Source organism: Roseateles sp. PN1, assembly GCF_038419725.1.
Lineage (GTDB): Bacteria > Pseudomonadota > Gammaproteobacteria > Burkholderiales > Burkholderiaceae_C > Paucibacter_A.
Window position 1 is genome coordinate 105,855 of sequence record NZ_JBCARA010000013.1, and the last position, 18,830, is coordinate 124,684.

The 18,830-nt window shown below is 62.1% G+C and carries 17 protein-coding genes and 1 tRNA gene; 10 read left to right on the forward strand and 8 right to left on the reverse strand.

The window, feature by feature from the left end:
- Positions 1 to 20: 20 nt before the first annotated feature.
- A complete protein-coding gene (locus tag AABB87_RS19015; protein ID WP_341972845.1) occupies positions 21 to 1,133 on the reverse strand; it encodes an aromatic ring-hydroxylating oxygenase subunit alpha in 1,113 nt (370 codons plus the stop codon).
- Between the two features lie 462 nt (positions 1,134 to 1,595).
- Here AABB87_RS19015 and AABB87_RS19020 point away from each other — a divergent pair, with 462 nt between their 5' ends.
- The 4 genes from AABB87_RS19020 (at position 1,596) to folE2 (ending at position 5,677) form a co-directional block, all read left to right on the forward strand.
- Positions 1,596 to 1,847: an exodeoxyribonuclease VII small subunit gene (locus AABB87_RS19020; protein ID WP_058718979.1), complete on the forward strand. Its 252-nt coding sequence runs from the start codon at positions 1,596 to 1,598 to the stop codon at positions 1,845 to 1,847.
- Positions 1,832 to 2,746 carry a polyprenyl synthetase family protein gene (locus AABB87_RS19025; protein ID WP_341972846.1) on the forward strand — a complete coding sequence of 305 codons (915 nt, stop codon included), beginning with the start codon at positions 1,832 to 1,834 and terminating at the stop codon, positions 2,744 to 2,746. The genes AABB87_RS19020 and AABB87_RS19025 overlap by 16 nt, the downstream gene beginning before the upstream one ends.
- Before the next feature lie 38 nt (positions 2,747 to 2,784).
- Complete coding sequence (gene dxs, locus AABB87_RS19030; RefSeq protein WP_341972847.1) at positions 2,785 to 4,743, forward strand: 1-deoxy-D-xylulose-5-phosphate synthase; 1,959 nt, start codon at positions 2,785 to 2,787, stop codon at positions 4,741 to 4,743.
- 136 nt (positions 4,744 to 4,879) lie between these two features.
- On the forward strand, positions 4,880 to 5,677 hold the full coding sequence (gene folE2 / locus AABB87_RS19035) for a GTP cyclohydrolase FolE2 (RefSeq protein WP_341972848.1): 798 nt from the start codon (positions 4,880 to 4,882) through the stop codon (positions 5,675 to 5,677).
- 151 nt (positions 5,678 to 5,828) lie between these two features.
- Here the strand turns inward: folE2 and AABB87_RS19040 are convergent, their stop codons facing one another.
- Complete coding sequence (locus tag AABB87_RS19040) at positions 5,829 to 6,755, reverse strand: LysR family transcriptional regulator (RefSeq protein WP_341972849.1); 927 nt, start codon at positions 6,753 to 6,755, stop codon at positions 5,829 to 5,831.
- A 108-nt stretch (positions 6,756 to 6,863) separates the two neighbouring features.
- Here AABB87_RS19040 and lysA point away from each other — a divergent pair, with 108 nt between their 5' ends.
- The 3 genes from lysA to ahpF all read left to right on the forward strand — a co-directional run bounded on the left by lysA (position 6,864) and on the right by ahpF (position 10,568).
- On the forward strand, positions 6,864 to 8,114 hold the full coding sequence (gene lysA / locus AABB87_RS19045) for a diaminopimelate decarboxylase (RefSeq protein WP_341972850.1): 1,251 nt from the start codon (positions 6,864 to 6,866) through the stop codon (positions 8,112 to 8,114).
- Positions 8,115 to 8,233: 119 nt separating this feature from the next.
- Entirely contained in the window at positions 8,234 to 8,797 is a 564-nt protein-coding gene (gene ahpC, locus AABB87_RS19050; RefSeq protein ID WP_341972852.1) for an alkyl hydroperoxide reductase subunit C, read from the forward strand.
- Positions 8,798 to 9,014: 217 nt separating this feature from the next.
- The gene (gene ahpF, locus AABB87_RS19055) at positions 9,015 to 10,568 is read left to right on the forward strand and encodes an alkyl hydroperoxide reductase subunit F (protein WP_341972853.1); all 1,554 of its coding nucleotides are present in this window, start codon (positions 9,015 to 9,017) and stop codon (positions 10,566 to 10,568) included.
- A gap of 4 nt (positions 10,569 to 10,572) precedes the next feature.
- Here the strand turns inward: ahpF and rarD are convergent, their stop codons facing one another.
- Entirely contained in the window at positions 10,573 to 11,463 is an 891-nt protein-coding gene (gene rarD, locus AABB87_RS19060; RefSeq protein WP_341972854.1) for an EamA family transporter RarD, read from the reverse strand.
- An 87-nt stretch (positions 11,464 to 11,550) separates the two neighbouring features.
- Positions 11,551 to 12,261: a pseudouridine synthase gene (locus AABB87_RS19065; RefSeq protein WP_341972856.1), complete on the reverse strand. Its 711-nt coding sequence runs from the start codon at positions 12,259 to 12,261 to the stop codon at positions 11,551 to 11,553.
- Positions 12,262 to 12,470: 209 nt separating this feature from the next.
- Between AABB87_RS19065 and AABB87_RS19070 the strand changes: the two genes are divergently transcribed.
- Positions 12,471 to 12,866, forward strand: a complete 396-nt coding sequence (locus AABB87_RS19070; protein WP_341972857.1) for a hypothetical protein — start codon at positions 12,471 to 12,473, stop codon at positions 12,864 to 12,866.
- Positions 12,867 to 12,905: 39 nt separating this feature from the next.
- On the opposite strand, the gene AABB87_RS19075 is transcribed toward AABB87_RS19070, so the two are convergent.
- Positions 12,906 to 13,322, reverse strand: a complete 417-nt coding sequence (locus AABB87_RS19075) for a YchJ family protein (protein WP_341972858.1) — start codon at positions 13,320 to 13,322, stop codon at positions 12,906 to 12,908.
- Positions 13,323 to 13,367: 45 nt separating this feature from the next.
- Here AABB87_RS19075 and AABB87_RS19080 point away from each other — a divergent pair, with 45 nt between their 5' ends.
- On the forward strand, positions 13,368 to 15,797 hold the full coding sequence (locus AABB87_RS19080) for a UvrD-helicase domain-containing protein (RefSeq protein WP_341972860.1): 2,430 nt from the start codon (positions 13,368 to 13,370) through the stop codon (positions 15,795 to 15,797).
- 148 nt (positions 15,798 to 15,945) lie between these two features.
- Here AABB87_RS19080 and AABB87_RS19085 read toward each other — a convergent pair.
- From AABB87_RS19085 to AABB87_RS19095, 3 genes are all read right to left on the reverse strand, one after another.
- A tRNA-His gene (locus AABB87_RS19085) sits at positions 15,946 to 16,021 on the reverse strand.
- Between the two features lie 168 nt (positions 16,022 to 16,189).
- The gene (locus tag AABB87_RS19090; RefSeq protein ID WP_341972861.1) at positions 16,190 to 17,479 is read right to left on the reverse strand and encodes a sensor domain-containing diguanylate cyclase; all 1,290 of its coding nucleotides are present in this window, start codon (positions 17,477 to 17,479) and stop codon (positions 16,190 to 16,192) included.
- A gap of 302 nt (positions 17,480 to 17,781) precedes the next feature.
- Positions 17,782 to 18,240: a MarR family winged helix-turn-helix transcriptional regulator gene (locus AABB87_RS19095; RefSeq protein WP_341972862.1), complete on the reverse strand. Its 459-nt coding sequence runs from the start codon at positions 18,238 to 18,240 to the stop codon at positions 17,782 to 17,784.
- Positions 18,241 to 18,329: 89 nt separating this feature from the next.
- Here AABB87_RS19095 and AABB87_RS19100 point away from each other — a divergent pair, with 89 nt between their 5' ends.
- Positions 18,330 to 18,803, forward strand: a complete 474-nt coding sequence (locus AABB87_RS19100) for a DUF2798 domain-containing protein (RefSeq protein ID WP_341972864.1) — start codon at positions 18,330 to 18,332, stop codon at positions 18,801 to 18,803.
- Positions 18,804 to 18,830 lie beyond the last annotated feature (27 nt).

Consider the following 18,830-nt stretch of genomic DNA (forward strand, 5'->3'; position numbering starts at 1 on the left):
TTTGTGATTGACCTGAGGCTTTAGCGCCCCAGCTTCATCTCGCGCCGATACCACTCGTGGAAGTGCTGCATGCCATCTTCCATCGGGCTTTGGTAGGGGCCGACTTCGTTATCACCGCGCAGCATCAAGGCCTTGCGGCCGGCATCCATGCGCAAGGCGATCTCGTCGTCTTCGATGCAGGTTTCCATATAGGCGGCCTGATGAGCCTCGACAAAGTCGCGCTCGAAAGCGGCGATTTCCTCGGGGTAGTAGAACTCGACGATGTTGGCGGTCTTCTGCGTGCCTTGCGGGAACAGTGTCGACACCACCAGCACATGCGGGTACCACTCCACCATGATGTGCGGGTAGTAGGTCAGCCAGATGGCGCCCGCTTTGGGCGGCTCACCACCGCGGAACTTGAGCACTTGCTCATGCCAGCGCTGGTAAATGGCCGAGCCGGGCTTGGCCAAATCCTTGTGGATGCCCACGGTCTGCATCGAGTGGTTGCGGCCGAATTCCCAGGCCAGGTCATCACAGGTGACGAAGTGGCCCAGGCCGGGATGGAAGGGCCCGACGTGATAGTCCTCCAGATAGACCTCGATGAAGGTCTTCCAGTTGTAGTCGCACTCATGCACATGGACCTTGTCCAGCACATAGCCGGTGAAGTCCAACTCCGCCTTGGGACCAAGCGCCTGCAAATGGCTGGCCACGTCGTGGCCATTGGCTTCGAACAAGAGCCCGTTCCATTCCTGTAACTCATAGCGGTTCAGGTTCAGGCAGGGGTCGTGGTCGAAATGCGGGGCGCCGATCAATTCGCCCTTGAGGTCGTAGGTCCAGCGGTGCAGCGGGCAGACGATATTGCTGCGGGTATTGCCGCGGCCACGCAGCATCACCGCCTGGCGGTGGCGGCAAACATTGGAGATCAGCTCCAGCCCTTGCGGCGTGCGCACCAGGGCCCGACCTTCTTGTTCCTGCGGCAGCGCGTAGTAGTCGCCGACCTCGGGCACCGCCAGCGCGTGTCCGAGGTAGCGCGGCCCAAGTTTGAAGATGACATCCTGTTCCTTGCGGAACAGCTCCTCGTCGAAATAGGAGGAAACAGGCAGCTGCGTATCGCTGCGTTCAAGAGCCGCGAGGGAAATACTCAGGTCGGACATGATCCAAGTGGGTCTCCAAGAAACCAATAGTCAGCCACTCAAACCAATTGGATTGGCCAGAGAAGCATGACGGCCCGGACGTCGGGTGTGAAACAAAGAACCGGCACTAGTGACAATTTGTCATGCCGGCGTGGCTGAATTGCGGCCCTGGGGGCAAGGCCGCGTCGCAAGAAGTGAGGATGTTTGCATGCAAACGGGCTTGCTGACGATTCTCAGATGAGGCCAATTCACGCAAGATCCAGTCCTGATCAAAACGCCCCATTGACAATCCGCTTGAAGCCATCGCCTTCGCCCTTGCTTTCGCATCGCTCCGCCTTGCCTCGCCTGTCGCGAGCCGGGGATTGTACCTGTTGACAGTCGCAAGTCGGTCGCCTTGTCAAGCCTATCCCCCGCCAGGGCGTGGTGCTTGAATGACATGCTCCGTAATTGCACTGACTACAATCCGCGTTTTCGCCTTCTGTTATGCCTAAATCAAGCCAATCTAACAAAAATGCGTCCAGTGACGCGGTCGCGCCCAGCTATGAGCAGGCGTTGGCCGAACTGGAGCGCTTGGTCATGGGCATGGAGGCGGGCCAGTTGCCGCTGGATCAGTTACTTGAGAGTTACCGACGGGGCGCTGAATTGCTCGGATTTTGCCGTGCTCGCCTTCAGGCCGTAGAACAACAAGTCAAGGTGCTGGAGGGTGAGGGATTGAAACAATGGGGAGATTCCTGAGCGTGGACGCAGGTATTTTTGAACAATGGATGCAGCGCTCACTGGCTGCATGTGAACAGGCCTTGGATCGATTCGTGCCGATCGACTCGCCCGCGGGTCTCGGTGAAGCGATGCGTTATGCGGTGCTGGATGGCGGTAAACGCCTTCGCCCCTTGCTGGTCTTGGCCGCTTGTGACGCCGTTCGCGGCGATACCGAGGCCGCCATGCGTGCAGCTTGCGCGGTGGAGTTGATCCACGCCTACTCGCTGGTGCATGACGATATGCCCTGCATGGACGACGATGTCTTGCGCCGCGGCAAGCCAACCGCGCATGTCAAGTTCGGCGAGGCGCAAGCCATGCTGGCGGGTGACGCGATGCAAGCCCTGGCCTTTGAGGTGCTGACGCCTTGTGCCTTGGACAGTGCCATGCCGCCGGCTCTGCAAGCGCGGCTTTGCTCTTTGTTGGCACGCTCGGCCGGTCATGCCGGCATGGCGGGCGGGCAGGCCATCGATTTGGCCAGCGTCGGCCAGCAATTGGATGAATGCACCCTGCGCGATATGCACCGCCGCAAGACCGGCGTGCTCTTGCAGGCCAGCGTGATGATGGGTGCCGCTTGCGGTCAAGCCTCTGCACAAGCCACGGCTGCCTTGGCCGAATACGGCTCGGCTTTGGGCTTGGCGTTTCAAGTGGTGGACGACATCCTGGATGTCACCCAGGACTCCGCCGTGCTGGGCAAGACCGCAGGCAAAGATCAAGACGCCAACAAGCCGACCTATGTCAGCGTGATGGGCATGGAACATGCCCGTGAGTTGGCCGAGCAACTGCGCGCGCAGGCCCACAAGGCCTTGGCTGAGAGTGGTCTGACCCATACCGCCTGGCTCAGCTTGCTGGCCGATATGGTGGTCGAGCGTCAGCACTGAACGACTGTGTCATTCCCGAGACTCCGAATAGATCCGCAATGACCTCTAGCTATTCCCTCCTGCAGACGATCAACAGCCCGGCCGATCTGCGCCGCCTGCCGCGCACGGAACTGGTCAAATTGGCCGGCGAGTTGCGCGCCTATGTGCTGGACACGGTGTCACGCTCCAAGGTGGGTGGCCATCTGGGCTCCAATCTGGGTGCGGTGGAATTGACCGTCGCCCTGCATTACGTGTTCAACACGCCGCATGACCGCTTGGTCTGGGATGTGGGTCACCAGACCTACCCGCACAAGGTGTTGACGGGTCGCCGCGATCAGATGTCCACGCTGCGCCAAATGGGCGGCATCAGCGGCTTTCCGCGCCGCGATGAGAGCGAGTACGACACCTTCGGAACTGGGCATTCATCCACCTCCATCTCGGCCGCGCATGGCATGGCCATGGCCGCCAAGATCAAGGGCGAAGACCGCAAGGCGGTGGCCATCATTGGCGACGGATCGATGACGGCCGGCATGGCCTTCGAAGCCCTCAACAATGCCGGTGTGCCGCACGGTGGCTTGATGGGCGATGTGCTGGTGATCCTGAACGACAACGATATGTCGATCAGCCCCCCGGTCGGCGCGCTGAACAAATACCTGGCGCGCTTGATGAGTGGCAGCTTCTACTCGGCCGCTCGCGAGGGCGCCAAGACGGTGTTGAAGAACACTCCGCTGTATGAGTTCGCCCGCCGCTTTGAAGAGCACACCAAGGGCATGGTCGTGCCCGGCACCATTTTTGAAGAATTCGGCTTCAACTATGTCGGCCCCATCGACGGCCATGACCTCGATGCCCTGATTCCCACACTGGAAAACCTGCGCGACAAAAAGGGCCCGCAGTTCCTGCACATCGTGACCAAGAAGGGCCAGGGCTACAAGCTGGCCGAGGCCGATCCGGTCAAGTACCACGCGGCATCTGGCGTGTTTGACCCGGCCGTGGGTTTCGTCAAATCAACGGCGCCGGCCAAGACCACCTTTACTCAGGTTTTCGGCGAGTGGCTGTGCGATATGGCCGAGCAGGACAAGCGCTTGGTCGGCATCACGCCCGCCATGCGCGAAGGCTCGGGCATGGTGGAGTTCCACAAGCGCTTCCCGGCCCGCTATCACGATGTCGGCATTGCCGAGCAGCATGCGGTGACCTTCGCCGCCGGCCTGGCCTGCGAGGGGCTCAAGCCCGTGGTGGCGATCTATTCCACCTTCTTGCAGCGCGCCTATGACCAGATGCTGCATGACGTGGCGCTGCAGAACCTGCCGGTCGTGTTTGCCTTGGACCGCGCCGGTCTGGTGGGGGCCGACGGGGCCACCCATGCTGGCAATTACGACATCGCCTTCACCCGCTGCATTCCCAATATGGCGGTGCTGACGCCGGCTGATGAGAACGAATGCCGCCAAGCCTTGTTCACCGCTTACCAGCATACGGGGCCGGTGACGGTGCGTTACCCGCGCGGTGCCGGTGCCGGTGTGGCGGTTCAAAAAGAGATGCAAGCCCAGGCTTGGGGCAAGGGCGAGATCCGCCGCAGTTCCAGCAAGCCCGTATCTCGTAGTGGCGCTAATGCCGGCCTCTCGCAAAGCAATCCGCGCGTCGCCATTCTTGCCTTCGGCACTGTGCTGTATCCCGCCTTGGCTGCGGGCGAAAGCCTGGATGCGACGGTGGCGAATATGCGTTTCGTCAAGCCGCTGGATCATGAGTTGGTGGCCGAGTTGGCTCGCACTCACGATGCCTTGGTGACGGTGGAAGAGGGCTGCCTGATGGGCGGCGCTGGTTCGGCCGTGATGGAGAGCCTGGCGGCTGCCGGGCTGAACGTACCGGTCTTGCAACTGGGCCTGCCGGATGAGTTCGTTGAGCATGGTGATGCCGGCGTGCTGATGGCGCAATGCGGCTTGGATGCCGCGGGTATCGAGCAGTCGATCCTGAAGCGCTTCGGTGGCCGTCCGGCGCTGGTGCGTCCTGCTGCCAATCAGTAATGATGGCGCGTCTTGCCTGCCTTGCCGCTTGGCGGGCGGCTTAGCTTCCGGGCTTCACGCTGGATGTTTGGGGCGCTAGCAAACTTAGCGCCGCCTTGTTTTTATGCGGCTTTTGGCCGCCGGTCGATAATTACGCATGAACCAAGTTACCAGCGCCCTGCATATTCCCGATACCCAGAGCGAGCGCGACGAGCGCCATTTGATGATCCAACGCGTTGGCGTGAAGGACGTTCGCTACCCTTTGCAAGTTCTGGTGGGCAAGCAAGCCCAGCCGACGGTCGGCACCTGGACCCTGGACGTGGCCCTGCCTGCGGAGAAGAAGGGCACGCATATGTCGCGCTTCGTCGCCTGGCTGGACGCGCTCAAGGCCCCGCTGGAGCCCGCCTCGCTGCGTGAGTTGCACGGCCAGATGCTCAGCAAGCTGGAAGCGCAAGAAGGCCGCATCGAGGTCCGTTTTGCCTTCTTCATTCGCAAGCGTGCGCCGGTGTCCGGCATCGAAAGCTTGTTGGACTACCAAGGCGCCTTGATCTCCGAGACCCGTGCCGGTGTGACCTCCGTGTGGGCCGAGGTGGCTGTGCCGGTGAAGAGCTTGTGCCCTTGCTCCAAAGAAATCTCGGATTACGGCGCGCACAACCAGCGCTCCTTGGTGACCATCCGCGCTGAGATGGCTGAGGCGGGTGCGGTCAGCTGGCAAGAGCTGGTGCGCTTCGCTGAGGAAAGTGCTTCCAGTGAGATCTGGCCGCTGCTCAAGCGCAGCGATGAGAAGTGGATCACTGAACACGCTTACGAGAACCCCAAGTTCGTCGAGGACTTGGTGCGCGATGTCGCTTTGCGCCTGAATGCTGACGCTCGGATTGGGCGTTACACGGTGGATGTGGAGAACTTTGAGTCGATTCACAACCACTCGGCTTATGCGCGCATTGAGCGCGCCTAAGTAGCGCTTCGCGCAAACGCCCGTAGGGCGCCTGAATGGTTACGGCAAGGGCTCACATCGAATGGCGATGTGAGCCCTTGTCACAAGTGCTCGACTGAAGCTCGTGTTGAGCGCGCCTGAATTCCAGGCTTGACCATAGCAAGCGCCTGAATCAAACCGCCAGGGCGCTTGCTAGCTCGGCCTCCACGCTGCTGATCTGTTCACGCAAGCTGGCCAGCAAGTCCTCCAGCAAGTCTTGCCGGGGGCGAAACTTCGGTGTCAGGGCATTAACCTGAAAGGGCACCGACACGCTCAGTTGGCGCAGTTGCAGGCCCTCGCCGCGGCAACTCAATGCCGTCAGCGGGTTGACGATGGCCAGGCCTAAGCCGGCCTGAACCATGGCGCAAACGGCAATCGCACTGTGGGTTTCCAGGCGTAGCCGGCGTTGCACGCTTTGGGCGGCAAAGAGGGCATCAAACTGCTGACGGTAGGGGTCCTCGGCCGATAAGCTGATGAAATCTTGGCCTTCGAAATCTGCCGGCGTCAAAACCGCTTTGGCCAGCAAGGCATGGCCGGCGGGCAGCACACACAATTCATCCAGGCTCAATAGCGGCAGCAACTCGGTGCCGGGCACGGCTTGAGTCTGCTCCGTCAGGCCCAGATCAAAGCGTTGGGCGCTCATCCATTCCTCTAGCAGGGGGGACTCCTGCGGCGTGATCGACAGGCGGGCGCTGGCATGGCGGGCAAAGAAGCGCCGGCAAGCGCCGGGCAGCAAGGCGTGGCTCAGGGCCGGTAGGCACAGCACCGACAGCAGGGCTTGGTCCGCGCGACCCAATTGCTGGGCGCGGCTGCTGATGCGATCCAGGCCTTGATAAGAGCGCTGCACTTCGTCGAAAAGTGCCAATGCGCGTGCTGTCGGCCGCAACCGGCCTTGGCCGCGCTCAAACAAGGCGTAGCCCAGCAGATATTCCAGGCGCGCCAGTTCCCGGCTCAAAGTGGGTTGCGAGCTGTGCAGCAGGGTGGCGGCGCCGGTCACGCTGCCGGCCGTCATCACGGCACGGAAGACTTCGATATGCCGGTGGGTGATGGCCAGACTCATGCTGCTGTATATCCAATCTGAATGACCATTGAAATATAAAGCATTTGAATGAATGGGTTGCCGGCGGCATGATGGCCAGCAACTTAGATCGATCAGCAGGCCACGTCCATGAGCATCCCCACCTCTTTCACTCCCGCCCGTTTGCAAGCTCTCGCGCAGCGCTTTGGCACGCCTTTGTGGGTGTATGACGCCGACACCATTCGCGCCCGTGTGGCCGCCTTGTCTGCGTTTGACACCATTCGTTTCGCGCAAAAAGCCTGCTCCAACACCCATGTTCTGCGCCTGCTGCGTGAGCAGGGCGTGAAGGTGGATTCGGTCTCGCGCGGTGAGTTGTTGCGGGCACTGGCGGCGGGCTTTCGCGCTGGCGGCGGGGTGCATGCGGAAATCGTCTTCACCGCCGATTTGTTGGACCGCGAAACCCTGGCCACGGTGGTTGAGCACCAAGTCCCGGTGAACGCCGGCAGCATCGATATGCTGCATCAGCTGGGCGCTGCCTCGCCCGGCCACGCGGTGTGGTTGCGCATCAATCCCGGCTTTGGCCACGGCCACAGCAACAAGACCAATACCGGCGGCGAGCACAGCAAGCACGGCATCTGGCACAGCGATCTGTCTGCCGCTCTGGCCGCCATCGCCCAGCATGGTTTGCAACTGGTGGGCCTGCATATGCACATTGGCTCGGGGGTGGACTACGGCCACCTCTCCGAAGTCTGCGGCGCCATGGTCGAGTTGGTGCGTCAGACTCAGGCGGCCGGCCATGATTTGCAAGCCATCTCGGCCGGCGGCGGTTTGTCGATTCCCTATCGCTCGGGTGAGCCAGTGATCGACACCGCCCACTATTTCGGCCTCTGGGACGCGGCGCGCAAGCAGGCGGAAGCGCTGCTGGGCCATGCCCTGGCGCTGGAGATTGAACCAGGCCGCTACTTGGTGGCCGAGTCAGGCGTCTTGCTGGCCGAGGTGCGCGCCACCAAGCAGGCCGGCGCCAATCACTTCACCTTGGTCGATGCCGGCTTCAATGAGCTGATGCGCCCGGCCATGTATGGCAGCTACCACGCCATGTCGGTGTTGCCGCAGTCGGGGCAGCCCGGTGCGATTCTGCCCACCGTGGTCGCCGGGCCTTTGTGTGAATCGGGCGATGTGTTCACCCAGGGCGAGGGCGGTGTGGTGCAACTGCGCGAGCTGCCTGCCGCACAGGTGGGCGACTTGCTGGTGATCCATGACACCGGCGCTTACGGCGCCTCCATGTCTAGCAACTACAACAGCCGCCCCTTGGCGGCCGAGGTGATGGTGGACGGTGCAACTGAGCGCCTGATCCGGCGCCGCCAAAGCGTGGAAGAACTGCTGGCGCTGGAAGCCCTGTGAGGGTCTGATCGAATGACCGCATAGGCTAAGCCAATGGCGGTCATTTGATTAATCAAAACTAAGACCTAGCTGTTCTCGATATGATTCCGTCATCCCTTAACCAAGACGGAAACACAGCCATGTCTTTGATCAATACCCAAGTTCAGCCCTTCAAGGCCACCGCTTTCCACAATGGCAAGTTTGTTGACCTGAGCGAAGCCAGCCTGGCCGGTAAGTGGTCGGTGCTGATTTTCATGCCCGCTGCTTTCACCTTCAACTGCCCCACCGAAGTGGAAGACGCGGCCGACAACTACGCCGAGTTCCAAGCTGCCGGCGCTGAGGTCTACATCGTCACCACCGACACGCATTTCGCGCACAAGGTGTGGCACGAGACTTCGCCCGCCGTGGGCAAGGCCAAGTTCCCCCTGATCGGCGACCCGACGCATCAACTGACCCGCGCTTTCGGTGTGCACATCGAAGAAGCCGGCCTGGCCCTGCGTGGCACCTTCGTGATCAACCCCGAAGGCCAAATCAAGACCGTCGAAGTGCATGACAACGCCATCGCCCGCGACGTCAAGGAAACCCTGCGCAAGCTCAAGGCTGCCCAGTACGTGGCCAAGAACCCCGGCCAGGTTTGCCCCGCCAAGTGGAAGGAAGGCGAAAAGACGCTGACGCCTTCGCTGGATCTGGTTGGCAAGATCTAATGTCCCAAGGGGCAGGCCAGCCGCATGCGGAGATTCGCCGCGCTGTACTGCCCCGCTGGACTTAGTTCCTCAAGATCGCATGACCGATCTCACTGCAAGCCCCAGCGGGCTTGCAGTCACCCCAAGGCTTCTCAAGCCCCGCTGAAAACGTCCATCCCTGTGGGTGTTTTCAGAGTGGCTTTGCTTGGCCACGCCTGAACCCAAGGAGATAAGACGTATGTTGGACGACACCCTGAAGACCCAGCTCAAGGCCTATCTTGAGCGCGTCACCCAGCCGTTTGAAATCAAGGCCTCGTTGAACGAAGGCAGCAGTGCCAGCGAAATGCTGGGCTTGTTGCAAGACATCGCCGCGATGTCCGACAAGATCACGCTGACGACCGACGGGCAAGACGCCCGCAAGCCTTCCTTCAGCCTGAAGCGCAGCGGCACCGATATGAGCCTGCGCTTTGCCGCCATCCCCATGGGCCATGAGTTCACCTCCCTGGTGCTGGCCCTGCTGTGGGTGGGCGGCCACCCGCCCAAGGTCGAGCCTGAAGTGATCGAGCAGATCAAGGCCCTGGACGGCGACTATCGCTTCGAGGTCTATATGTCCCTGAGCTGCCATAACTGCCCGGACGTGGTGCAGGCTTTGGCGCTGATGGCCGTGCTGAACCCGCGCGTGCAAACCGTCATCATCGACGGTGCCCTGTACCAAGACGAAGTCAATGCCCGCGAGATCATGGCCGTGCCCTCGGTCTATCTGAATGGCGAAGTGTTTGGTTCAGGGCGTATGACGGTGGAAGAAATCGTCGCCAAGCTGGACACCGGTGCTGCGGCGCGTGACGCGGCCAAGCTCAGCGCCAAGCCGGCCTTTGATGTGCTGATCGTGGGCGGCGGCCCGGCCGGTGCTGCGGCAGCCGTGTATGCGGCCCGCAAGGGCATTCGCACCGGCGTGGCCGCCGAGCGTTTCGGCGGCCAGGTCAATGACACCTTGGCGATCGAGAACTACATCTCGGTGCTGGAGACTGATGGCCCGAAATTCGCGGCGGCGCTAGAGTCACATGTCAAAGCCTACGACGTTGATATCATGAATCTGCAGCGCGCCGAAGCGCTGATCCCCGCAGCCGCGCCCGGTGAGCTGATCGAGGTGAAGCTGGCCAATGGCGGCTCACTCAAGAGCAAGACCGTCATCCTCTCCACCGGCGCGCGCTGGAGGAATGTCAATGTGCCCGGCGAGGTCGAGTACAAAAACAAGGGCGTGGCCTACTGCCCGCATTGCGACGGTCCGCTGTTCAAGGGCAAGCGCGTGGCGGTGATTGGCGGCGGCAACTCCGGCGTTGAGGCGGCGATCGATCTGGCCGGCATCGTGGCCCATGTCAGCCTGCTGGAATTCGGTGATGCCTTGCGGGCCGACGCGGTGCTGGTCAACAAGCTTAAGAGCCTGCCCAATGTCAGCATCCACACCAGCGCCCAAACGACTGAGTTCACCGGTGCTGAGGGCAAGCTCAATGGCCTGAGCTACACCGACCGCATCAGCGGCGCGGCGCATCACATCGCGCTGGAGGGCGTGTTTGTGCAGATCGGCTTGGTGCCCAATACCGAATGGTTGAAGGGCGTGGTGGAGCTGTCAAAGCACGGCGAAATCATCGTCGACGCCAAGGGCCAGACCTCGCTGCCCGGCGTGTTCGCTGCGGGTGACGTGACCACCGTGCCTTTCAAGCAGATCGTCATTGCCGCTGGTGATGGCGCCAAGGCCGCGCTGGGCGCTTTCGACCACTTGATGCGCAACTAAGCAGCTAAGCGGCGGGGTCAGCGCGGCCACGGGCCTTGCTGACCCACAGCCCTTCGGCGCTGTAGACCAGCAGCGCCGCCCAAATCAGGGCAAAGCCAATCAGGCGGGTCGGCTGCAGGCCCTCGTTGAACAGGAACACGCCCAGCAGGAACTGCAAAGAGGGCGAGATGTACTGCAGCAGGCCCAGTGTGCTCATCGGGATGCGGCGCGCGCCCGCCGCAAACAAGAGCAGCGGCACGGCGGTCAGCGGCCCGGCGAACAGCAGCCAGCCCAAGGTGCTGGCATTGCCCTCGGCCAAGGCGCTGTGGCCCTGCCAACTCATCCAGCCCAAGGCCACCGCCGCGATGGGCGCCAGCAACATGGTTTCCAGCGCCAAGCCCTCCAGCGCGCCTAAGCTGGCTACCTTGCGCATCAGACCGTAGACGCCAAAGCTCAGCGCCAGGGTCAATGCCACCCAAGGCATATGGCCGGTCTGCACGGCCAGCCACAGCACACCGGCTGCCGCCAGGCCCACGGCCAGCCACTGCAAGGGCCGAGGCCGTTCACGCAAGAAGATGAAGCCCAGCGCCACATTGACCAGCGGGTTGATGAAGTAGCCCAGGCTGGCGTCCAGCACATGGTTGTTCTGCACCGCCCACACATAGACCAGCCAGTTGCAGGACAGCAGCAGGGCCGATATCGCAAAGCGTCCCAAGAGCTGGCGCGACTTGAGCACCGGCCCCAGCCAGGCCCAGCGCCGCAAGACCAGCAAGATGCCCAGCACAAAGACCAGCGACCACAGCGTGCGGTGCATGATCACTTCGAGTGCGGGCACCTGGGCGATTTGCCGGAAGTACAAGGGGAACAGGCCCCAGGCCAGATAGGCCAGGGCGGCATAGATCACGCCTTGATTCATCGGCGGGGCTTTCTCATGGATTCATGGTGCGGTGGCGTCGGCGCGTGCGCAAAAGTTGCCGCCACCGGGTTGGACTGGTACCCATTGTCAGTCATGCTGCCAGTCGCCCATCTGCTGCAGCGCCTGCCACTCCGGCCCCAGCGGGGCCTGCAACTGCATGGTTTGCTGGGTGACCGGATGGGTGAAGGCCAGACTCATCCCGTGCAGCCACAACCTTTGCAGACCCAGGAATTGCGCCGCGGCCCGGTTCAGCGGGCCTTTGCCGTGGGTGGAGTCGCCAATGATGGGGTGCGTCAGATGTTTGAAGTGGCGGCGAATCTGATGCCGGCGCCCGCTCAAAGGGCAGGCCTCCAGCAAGGCGAAGCGGGTGTCGGCAAAGCGCGGGTCGGTGCTGAAGGGCCATGTCACGCGCCCCAGGCGTTGCCAGTCGGTGCGTGACTCCAGCATCTGCTGGCCTTTCGATGGCAACTCGGGGTCACGTGCCAGCGGGTGGTCGATCTGGCCTTGCGTCTGGGCTGGCCAGCCGCGCACCAGGGCACGGTAGGTCTTGCGCGCCAAGCCTTGCTCAAAGATCTGGCCCAGGCTGGAGGCCGTCTGTGCGTCCAGTGCGAATAGCAGCAGGCCCGAGGTGCCTTTGTCCAGCCGATGCGCCGGCCACACCTGGCGGCCCAACTGATCGCGCAAGAGCTGCAGCGCGAACACGCTTTCCTGCGCATCCAGGCCGGTGCGGTGCACCAGCATGCCGGCGGGCTTGTTGATGGCCACGAGGTGCTCGTCGATGTGGATGATTGGCAACATTGAACTTGTGATTTCTTTCCCTGACGCTTTGCCGGTTTGTGCGGCGCATTGCCCGTGTTTGCACTCTGAGCGGGATGCATCGGCATGGCGACACAAATTGTTACTGGCGGTCCCCAAAAAGAGGGGGTGGTGTTGACCAGGCCCGGTCGAAAGAATGCTGACACAGACACCGCGCATCATGCCCCGTGTCGCCATCGGAGTAGATCGCCATGCCGCAAGTTTTCCACGTTGGATACCGTTCCCCCCTCGTCACCGCGGTGGCCTGGCTGTTGATGGGCTTGGGGTTGGCGGGTTTGGGGCTGTGCGGCTACTTGCTCGGCTTCTCGCCCGCGGCGCGCAGCTTGGTCGGGCTGATCGGCTTGCCCAGTTTGCTGCTGGTGTCGGTGCTGGCGCTGGCCGGCGGCCAGGGGCTGCTGCGGCGCTTTGAGTGGGGCCGCAAGCTCTGCCTGGGTTTGCTGCTGGCCCTGGTGCCCAGCCTGCCGGCCTTGCCTTGGTTGACCGGCGCCAATATTGCGCTGGCGCTGGTTTGCTTGGGCCTGAGTGCCGGCTTGGTGTGGTTGGCCTACTGCCTCAACACGCGCGGCGTGCGCCAGGAATTCGCCTGAGGCGGCGTGCGCGGATCTGATCGTTTCGGCTCAGCTTCCTCAGCTCAACAAGCCATCGCGGTACAGCCAGACGCCCTCCACGCGCTCAAAGCTGCTGACCTCCTGCAAACGATGGGCGCGGCCGCCCAGCTTGCTGCGCGCGACAAACTCCACAAAGGCATGGTCGGCGTCCTGGCCTTGAAAATGCTTTTTCACTTGCAGGCCTAGCCAGCGTAGGCCGGGCTCATTGGGCTGCAAGAGCGCGGGCCGGGTGTCGGGATGCCAGCTGGCGCGCAGATAGTCGAGCAAGTCCAGGGTGTAGGCCGTGTAACGCGAGCGCATCAGGCTTTCGGCGTCAGGTGCGGTAAGTCGGCCGCTGGCCGCGAATTCGCTGTGGAAGCGGCCGCAGCAGGCTGCGTAGGGCAGGGTGTGGGGCAGGGCTTTGCCGCAGGGGCAGGGCGTGTTCGGATCTTTCATCGGCTCGCATCATGCCTGAAGGCCGTGGGTCTCTAAAATGCACGGATGAACCTGCCTCTGCCTGATGACCATTTGTTTGCCGAGGCCGCCGCGCCTTCTTTCGCAGCCGAGCCCGCGGGCCTGCTGAAAAACCTCAACCCCGAACAGCTGGCTGCCGTCACGGCGCCGGCCGAGCCGGTGCTGATTCTGGCCGGGGCGGGCTCGGGCAAGACCCGGGTGCTGACCACCCGCATCGCTTGGCTGCTGCAAACCGGCCAGGCATCGCCCGGCGGCATCATGGCCGTCACCTTCACCAACAAGGCCTCGAAGGAGATGCAGACGCGGCTGAGCACCATGCTGCCCGTCAATGTGCGCGGCATGTGGATCGGCACCTTCCACGGCCTGTGTAACCGCTTCCTGCGCGCGCACTGGAAGTTGGCCGGCCTGCCGCAAGGCTTTCAAATTCTGGATTCCAGCGACACCGTGTCCGCCATCAAGCGCGTGATCAAGGCGATGAAACTGGATGAAGAGCGCTATGTGGCCAAGCAAGTGAGCTGGTTCATCGCCTCGGCCAAGGAGGATGCCCAGCGCCCGCGCGATATTCAGCCGCACGATGAGCAAAGCCGCACCATGGTGGCGATCTACCAGGCCTACGAAGACCAATGCGCGCGTGAGGGCGTGGTGGACTTTGCCGAGCTGATGCTGCGCTCCTACGAGCTGATGCGCGATAACGCCGCCGTGCGTGACCATTACCAGCGCCGCTTCCAGCATCTGTTGGTGGACGAGTTCCAAGACACCAACAAGCTGCAATACGCCTGGTTAAAGATGTTCGCGCCGCCAAGCAAGCAGCAGGCCGTGTTCGCCGTGGGTGATGACGATCAAAGCATTTACGCCTTCCGCGGCGCGCGGGTCGGCAATATGGTGGACTTTGAGCGTGAGTACCGCGTCGCCAAGGTCATCAAGCTCGAACACAACTACCGCAGCTTCGGCAATATTCTCGACAGCGCTAACGAGCTGATCAGCCGCAACACCAAGCGCCTGGGCAAGAACCTGCGCACCGAAGCCGGCCCCGGCGAGCCGGTGCGCGTGTACGAGGCGCCCAGCGATTTCGCCGAGGCGCAATGGCTGATCGAAGAAGCCCAGGCCCTGCATCGCCAAGGCCTGTCGCGCAAGGAAATCGCCATCCTCTACCGCAGCAATGCGCAGTCGCGGGTGATCGAGTCGGCGCTGTTCAATGCAGGCATTCCTTATCGCGTTTACGGCGGCTTGCGCTTCTTTGAGCGTGCCGAGGTGAAGCACGCGCTGAGCTATCTGCGCTTGCTTGAGAACCCCAACGACGACACCAGCTTCCTGCGCGTGGTGAACTTCCCGACCCGCGGCATCGGCGCCCGCACGATTGAGTTGCTGCAAGATGCCGCCCGCGCCAGTGGCCGCAGCCTGTATCAAAGCGTGGGCGCGGTGGCCGGCAAGGGCGGTAGCAATCTGATGGGCTTCACCAGCCTGATCGACAGCACCCGCAATCTCACGCAAGGCCTGACCCTGCGCGAGATCATCGAGCAGATCCTGGAAACCAGCGGCCTGGCTGAGTTCTATCGCAATGACAAGGACGGCGCTGAGCGGCTGGAGAACTTGGGTGAATTGGTCAACGCGGCCGAGGCCTTTGTGACCCAGGAGGGCTTTGGCAAAGACGCCGTGGCCTTGCCGGTGGATGAGCTCTCGCCCGGCGCGATCTCGGACGGCTTCCCGCAGGCTGTCGCCCCCGCCAACTTCGCCACGCCGGATGCTGAGACGGGCGAGATCATGTCGCCCCTGGCCGCCTTCCTCACCCACGCCTCGCTGGAAGCTGGCGACAACCAAGCCCAAGCCGGGCAGGACGCGGTGCAACTGATGACGGTGCACTCGGCCAAGGGCTTGGAGTTCGATGCTGTCTTCATCACCGGCTTGGAAGAAGGCCTGTTCCCGCATGAGAACAGCCTGACCGACCACGACGGTGTCGAAGAAGAGCGCCGCCTGATGTATGTGGCCATCACCCGCGCCCGGCAGCGCCTCTACCTGTGCTTCAGCCAGACCCGCATGCTGCACGGCCAGACCCGCTACAACGTCAAGAGCCGCTTCTTTGATGAACTGCCCGAGGCTTCGCTGAAATGGCTGACCCCGCGCAATCAGGGCTTTGGCTCGGGCTATGCCAAAGAGTATCAAGACGCCTGGTCACGCGGCTCGGGTTTGAAGTCCGTAGTCGGAGCAGGGCGCAGCGAGAAGGCGGAGTACGCCCAGCCGCCCGTGCCGCGCAGCATGAAGGCGGCTGCAGCCGAAAAGGTGGCTGCCGAGTTTGGTGGTTTGAAGGTCGGCAAGGGCGTGTTCCACACCAAGTTTGGTGAGGGCGTCTTGATGACGCTGGAAGGCTCGGGCCAGGATGCCCGCGCGCAAGTCAACTTCGGCCGCCACGGTATGAAGTGGCTGGCGCTGTCGGTGGCCAAGCTGACGCCGATTGATTGAGGCGGTAGCTGCTCGAGTGGCCGCAGTGCGCGTGAACTGACTTTTGTGCGCACATGCGCGCCGGGCCGCCGTAATGCCAGCAGAGCTGCTGGTCTTGCGCCGCAGGAATGAAAAAGCCCCCACGGCTTGCACCTGGGGGCTTTGTCTTTGGGGTGGCTGATGGGACTCGAACCCACGACAAACGGAATCACAATCCGTGACTCTACCAACTGAGCTACAGCCACCCTTGAAACTGATCGGGTGAAGCGGATTCACCCTGCGCTGATAGCGGGCTGTATGTTAACTCAGTCATTACCCTAATCCGGCCGCTTGGCCTCGGTTTAGGCCAATTTGCTGCAATATTTTTGTCATTGATGCTGCATCCGAGCCTTGGCGACCACTGGGCGCGGGCATCAAGCCGCCACCGGCGCGGCCGCGCAAACCCGATTCCGCCCGCCACGCTTGGCTTCGTAAAGCAGATGGTCGGCGCGCTGGAGCAGGGCGGACTCCGTCTCGTCAGCCGCCAACTCGGCGACGCCGAAGCTCATGGTGCGCTTGAGTTCGCTGCCATCGGGCAGGTGAATGCCGGGTCCTGTGGCAATTTTCTGGCGGATGCGTTCGGCCAGCGCGATGGCGTCGCTCAAAGCAGTTTCCGGCAGGACCAAGACAAACTCTTCCCCGCCATAACGGGCCACCCAATCGGCGCTCACCCGTAGCTCGCCGCGCAAGAGTTGGCCGGTCGCTTTGAGTAACTGGTCGCCCGCTGCGTGGCCGTGCAGATCGTTAACTTGCTTGAAGTGGTCAATGTCGCAGAACACCACGGACAGCGGCCTTTGGTAGCGCTGGGCGCGTTGGATCTCCGTGCCCAGTTGCTGGGAAAAGTAGAGCCGGTTGCGGCAGGACGTCAGCGCATCGGTCGTCGACAGGGTCTGCAATTCGGCCAGCGCCTGGGCCAGATGTGCGGTCCGGTCGGCAACCTTTTCTTCCAGGGTTTGGATGTGTTGGGCCAGGCGGCCTTGCAGCAGTTGGAAGCCCTCATCCACTTGGTCGATTTCGTCTCGGTGCCGACGTGGTGGGCGTTGCAAGTCCAGTTTTTGCGTCAACTCGGCGGCCGCCAGATCGTTCACGAAACTGCTCAAGCGGGTCAGCGGCCGCTGCAGATCGCGCTTCAATACCAAGATGATGACGACTAGGAGCAAGCAGGTGCTCAAGGCGCTGGAAATCAGCACCGCGGCGACGGTGCGTCCCACCTCCAGGTAGACGAGCCGAGGGTCGATGGTCAGGAATAGCTCGCCGATCGGCTCTTGTAGCCCAGTGCGCAGCAGTGGCACGGTGGTGGATGCGCAACGGCTCTTGCAGTGGGCGTCGCCGTCTTGAACGGCGGCTTTGTATTCGCGTTTGTTCGAAGTCGTGGCGTAGTTGGAAGGCTCCCGGATCTCCGCATAGCCAATGTCTGTCGTCTGCCTCAGGCCTTCGAGCATCAGCCGCATGCTGATGACATCCACCCGCCACAGCGCTTCGGCGTAAGCAGGCGCCTGCGACACGGCCACCTGCTTGAGTTTGGCAATGCCGCGCTCCGTCACGGTCTGGTAGCTCAGCCAACCCTGCACCGTGGCCAGCAGCAGCGTACAGATGCTGGCCCACATGGTGGTTTTGCGGATCAAGTAGGAGGTCAGCGGGCGAAACGGCTGTTCGTCGGGCATGGGGCTGAGGCAATCGGCTGAGTCGAAAGGGCGCGCAATACGCCAATAGTTTTGCTTGCTGCTTGCTGCTTCCCGTCAGCGATCCTGCCGGCCTCGGGATCTTGATCCTAATTCATCATCTGGACGGTTCTTGTGACGCGAGGCCAAGCAGGCGATGCGCTAGCGGCGAAGTGGCTGCTTTCGTGAAGTGCTGCTCAAACGGCAGGAACCGGCTCGCTATTTCGCAGGCAGACGCTCAAGACGTTCCTGCGCGGCAATTCGCTGTGCCGGCGCCTAAACCTTTGAGGCGATACGCTGAGCGCCTACTCCAAGGTGGCGATCACCTCGTCCATGCGGCCTCGCAGCGCCGTCAGCATATTGTCGAGTTGGGCGCGCTCGGTCTTGTTGAATTCCCCGAACAGTGCCTGTGCCAGCTCGGCCTCGATGGCGAAGAACCATGTGCACTTTTTTGCGCCCTCGGCGGTGACGGACAAGCGCCACACCCGCCCGTCCTGGGCATCGGGTGTGCGCAGCAGCAGGCCTTGTTTTTCCAGCTCGCCGGTCAGGCGGGCGATCTGGCCTTTGTCCTTGCCCATGGCCTTGACCAGATCCTGCTGGGTGCCGCCCGGGTTCTTATGACAAAGGCACAGGGCAGCCATATCGACGGGCCCTAGGCCAAGCTCGGCATCCGCCTGCATACGGGTTCTCAGCACTTGTTGGGCGGCGCCGAACAAAGCCATCAGGCGCACGAAGGCGCTGACCTCAAACGTGTCGTTTGACACGGAATGCGAGGACTCAGACTTGTCCTTGGATATTGTTGACATAATCAACCATCTATAGAATGTTGAACTTGTCAATGATAGGTACAAGCATGAACACTCAGCCGAAAAAGTCTTCCTCCCGCCGCGGCCTTCCGCAAATCCCGCCGGCTTTGATCTTGCTGCCGACGGTGGCCCTGCTGCTCAGCGCCGTCATGACCTGGGCCAATGTCGGCTTTGGTGAACTCTTCCTGCCGCGTTGGGCGCGAGGTTTTGTGACTTGCCTCTTGGTGCTGCCTATGGTTCTGGTGCTGCTGGGTATTCTGGAAAAACGGGTGGAGGTTTTGTTCACCACCCTGTCCAAGTTCGCGCGCACCGTGCTGGTCTCCATGCTGGCGGCGCTCATGATTGAAAGCATCTTGGCTTTGGCGCTGACCTTGATCAGTGGCGCGGGCAGTTCTGAGTTCGCAGGGCTTTGGTGGATGGCTTTCAGCCGTTCATTACCGGTGGGTGTGCTGATCGGCTTGTTCATGGGCTTTTACATGAAGCCACGCTTGGATCGCCTGCGAGTGGCCACCCAAGGCTGAAGCACCTCGGGGCGACAGGCCTGATTT

Coding starts and splice junctions, on each gene's coding strand:
- AABB87_RS19025 (WP_341972846.1), top strand. CDS start 1,832: ATGGGGAGATTCCTGAGCGTGGACGCAGGTATTTTTGAACAATGGATG.
- rarD (WP_341972854.1), bottom strand. CDS start 11,463: ATGAATCAAGGCGTGATCTATGCCGCCCTGGCCTATCTGGCCTGGGGC.
- dxs (WP_341972847.1), top strand. CDS start 2,785: ATGACCTCTAGCTATTCCCTCCTGCAGACGATCAACAGCCCGGCCGAT.
- folE2 (WP_341972848.1), top strand. CDS start 4,880: ATGAACCAAGTTACCAGCGCCCTGCATATTCCCGATACCCAGAGCGAG.
- AABB87_RS19020 (WP_058718979.1), top strand. CDS start 1,596: ATGCCTAAATCAAGCCAATCTAACAAAAATGCGTCCAGTGACGCGGTC.
- AABB87_RS19090 (WP_341972861.1), bottom strand. CDS start 17,479: ATGCCCGACGAACAGCCGTTTCGCCCGCTGACCTCCTACTTGATCCGC.
- AABB87_RS19080 (WP_341972860.1), top strand. CDS start 13,368: ATGAACCTGCCTCTGCCTGATGACCATTTGTTTGCCGAGGCCGCCGCG.
- AABB87_RS19100 (WP_341972864.1), top strand. CDS start 18,330: ATGAACACTCAGCCGAAAAAGTCTTCCTCCCGCCGCGGCCTTCCGCAA.
- ahpF (WP_341972853.1), top strand. CDS start 9,015: ATGTTGGACGACACCCTGAAGACCCAGCTCAAGGCCTATCTTGAGCGC.
- AABB87_RS19040 (WP_341972849.1), bottom strand. CDS start 6,755: ATGAGTCTGGCCATCACCCACCGGCATATCGAAGTCTTCCGTGCCGTG.
- lysA (WP_341972850.1), top strand. CDS start 6,864: ATGAGCATCCCCACCTCTTTCACTCCCGCCCGTTTGCAAGCTCTCGCG.
- ahpC (WP_341972852.1), top strand. CDS start 8,234: ATGTCTTTGATCAATACCCAAGTTCAGCCCTTCAAGGCCACCGCTTTC.
- AABB87_RS19065 (WP_341972856.1), bottom strand. CDS start 12,261: ATGTTGCCAATCATCCACATCGACGAGCACCTCGTGGCCATCAACAAG.
- AABB87_RS19070 (WP_341972857.1), top strand. CDS start 12,471: ATGCCGCAAGTTTTCCACGTTGGATACCGTTCCCCCCTCGTCACCGCG.
- AABB87_RS19015 (WP_341972845.1), bottom strand. CDS start 1,133: ATGTCCGACCTGAGTATTTCCCTCGCGGCTCTTGAACGCAGCGATACG.
- AABB87_RS19075 (WP_341972858.1), bottom strand. CDS start 13,322: ATGAAAGATCCGAACACGCCCTGCCCCTGCGGCAAAGCCCTGCCCCAC.